At 61.8% G+C, this 2,629-nt stretch carries 4 protein-coding genes; all 4 read left to right on the forward strand.

The window, feature by feature from the left end; translation table 11 throughout:
• The coding region (locus Q4C89_RS14705) for a thiolase family protein (RefSeq protein ID WP_303103370.1) at positions 1-1,164 on the forward strand (1,164 nt) is incomplete at its 5' end.
• Positions 1,165-1,182: 18 nt separating this feature from the next.
• The gene (locus tag Q4C89_RS14710) at positions 1,183-1,500 is read left to right on the forward strand and encodes a YciI family protein (RefSeq protein ID WP_303103371.1); all 318 of its coding nucleotides are present in this window, start codon (positions 1,183-1,185) and stop codon (positions 1,498-1,500) included.
• A gap of 40 nt (positions 1,501-1,540) precedes the next feature.
• On the forward strand, positions 1,541-1,987 hold the full coding sequence (locus Q4C89_RS14715; RefSeq protein WP_303103372.1) for a hypothetical protein: 447 nt from the start codon (positions 1,541-1,543) through the stop codon (positions 1,985-1,987).
• Positions 1,988-2,025: 38 nt separating this feature from the next.
• Positions 2,026-2,629 (forward strand): 3-hydroxyacyl-CoA dehydrogenase family protein (locus Q4C89_RS14720; RefSeq protein WP_303103373.1); only part of this gene is annotated, 604 nt, incomplete at its 3' end.

The raw sequence follows: 2,629 nt of genomic DNA on the forward strand, positions 1-2,629 counted from the left end.
GTGGCGGCCTCACGCACGCCGACAGGCAAGTTTCTGGGCGCTCTGGCAGACGTTCCCGCCGTGGAACTGGGCGCGATCACCCTGCGCGAAACCCTGAAACGCAGCGGGCTGAGTGCCGAACTGGTGGAAGAAGTCATCATGGGGCAGGTCGTGCAGGCGGGCTGCGGGCAAAACCCGGCGCGGCAGGCGGCTCTCCGGGCGGGCTTGAGCAACGAAGTCGGCGCACTGACCATCAACAAAGTGTGCGGCAGCGGCCTCAAAGCGGTGATTCTGGCAGCCCAGAGCATCCGCGCAGGCGACCAGCAGGCGGTGCTGGCGGGCGGCATGGAATCCATGAGCAACGCACCTCACCTGCTCCCCCAGGCCCGCAAGGGCTACCGCCTGGGCCACGCGCAGGTGCTGGACGCCAACACGCACGACGGCCTGTGGTGTTCCATCAACGACGAGGGCATGGGCCTGACCGGGGAGCGGGTGGCCGAGAAATACAGCATCGGGCGCGAGGAGCAGGACAAGTACGCGACGGGCAGCCACCAGAAAGCCATCGCCGCGCAGCAAGGGGGCCGATTCAAAGACGAAATCGTGCCCGTGACCGTGAAAGGCCGCAAGGGTGACGTGGTGGTAGACACCGACGAAGGCCCCCGCAGTGACACCTCCGAGGAAACGCTGGGCAAGCTGAAGCCCGCCTTCAAGAAGGACGGCAGCGTCACCGCTGGAAACGCTCCTGGCCTGAACGACGGTGCCGCCTCGCTGATGGTGGTCAGTGAAGAACTCGCGCAGGCACACGGCCTGGGGCCCCTGGCCGAAATCGTGGACTACGCGACGGGCGGTCTCGCGCCCGAGTGGGTGATGATGACGCCCGTGCCCGCCACGCAAAAGCTGCTCAAGAAAATGAACATCGCAGCAGGCGACGTTGACCTCTGGGAACTGAACGAAGCCTTCAGCGTGCAGAGCCTCGCCGTGGCCCGCGAACTGGGCCTGGACGAAGGGCGTGTGAACGTGAACGGCGGCGCGGTGGCGCTGGGGCATCCCATCGGCGCGAGTGGCGCGCGGATTCTGGTCACGCTGCTCTCCGCACTCAAGCAGCAGGACAAGGAGCTGGGCGTGGCGACCCTGTGCATGGGCGGCGGCAACGGGCTGGCTTTGGCCGTGCGGCGCCTCCAGTAAAGGGGTTAGGCTAAACACATGAGTCAACTTCCGACCCTCTGGTTTATCGAAAGCACCTACCTGAAAAGCGGCGACGAACTCGCGGCGATTACGCCCCTGCACCGCGCTTGGCTCGACCAGCATTACACCAGCGGCGTGTTCATCACGTCCGGGCGCAAGGCAGACGGCACGGGCGGCGTGCTGCTGGCCCAGGCCGAGAGTGAACAGCAGCTCCGCGACATCTTCAAGGAAGACCCCTTCGTGCTGAATGGGTGTAGTGAATACAGGTATGTCGCTTTCAATCCAGTGAAACGCGGCAAGACGATTGAGCTGGAAGGTGTGCCGCTAGTGGAGTGATTGAAATAAGACGAAATGGGGCAAGCTGGGGGAGGGGGCGATGCAACATATCGAACGCCGAAACGACGTGGTGTGGGCTTACGCCGCAGTATTGACCTTACTTTGCGGCGGTATGGCGCTGGGGCAAGCTTCTCCTGAGCAGGTCACCGGAATAAGCGTGACGCTTCTGATGCTTGGACTGTTGGCCCTGACGATGAGCCGCCTGAGCATAAAAAGCAGGGGCGACGCACTCCGCATCAGCCTGGGCGCAGGCTTTTTCAGCCGACGCCTTTCGCGGGATGACATCGCAAGTGTCCGCGTTGTTCCATCACCTTCAGCCTTTGGCGTCGGCCTGCGCCTCCTCCCCGACGGGTGGCTGTACTCGCTCAGACAAACTGGAGCAGTTGTAGAAATTCAACTTCTCAACGGGTCGCGCCTGCTTATCGGCAGCACTGAACCCGAAGAATTGGCCGCACAAATCTGGGATTTTGTCGAACATACCCCTTAGACCTTTCTACCTGAGGGCGACCAAAAGGAGCGACAATCATGAAATTCGGAGTCATCGGAGCAGGACAGATGGGCGGTGGCATCGCGCAAGTGGCGGCGCAAAGTGGCTTTGACGTGGTGGTTCACGACCAGAAGCAGGAATTTCTGGACAGAGGCCGGGGCGTCATCGAAAAGAGCGTGGGCAAGCTGCACGAGAAGGGCAAACTCACCGATACGCCCGAAACCGTGCTGGGTCGCATGAAATTCACCACCGACTTGCAGGACTTTGCCGACTGCGACCTGGTGGTCGAAGCCATCGTGGAAAACCAACAGGTCAAGAACGACCTGTTCAAGCAGCTCGGCCAAATCGTGAAGCCGGAAGGGATTCTGGCAAGCAACACCAGCTCCATCCCGATTACGGCGCTGGCCTCGGCGTCGGGCCGCCCGGAAAAGTTTATCGGGATGCACTTCATGAACCCGGTGCCGCTGATGCAATTGGTGGAAATCATTCGCGGGTACCAGACCAGCGACGAAACCGCCCGCATCGTGACCGAAACGGCGGAAAAGATGGGCAAGACGCCGCTGACCTGCAACGATTTCCCCGGCTTCGTCAGCAACCGCATTCTGATGCCGATGCTCAACGAGGCCATTCAGTGCGTGATGG

This window comes from Deinococcus sp., assembly GCF_030523985.1.
Taxonomy (GTDB): Bacteria; Deinococcota; Deinococci; order Deinococcales; family Deinococcaceae; genus Deinococcus.

Excerpts from the sequence above, each read along its gene's own strand:
- Q4C89_RS14710 (WP_303103371.1), top strand. The coding sequence starts at position 1,183 with ATGAGTCAACTTCCGACCCTCTGGTTTATCGAAAGCACCTACCTGAAA.
- Q4C89_RS14715 (WP_303103372.1), top strand. The coding sequence starts at position 1,541 with ATGCAACATATCGAACGCCGAAACGACGTGGTGTGGGCTTACGCCGCA.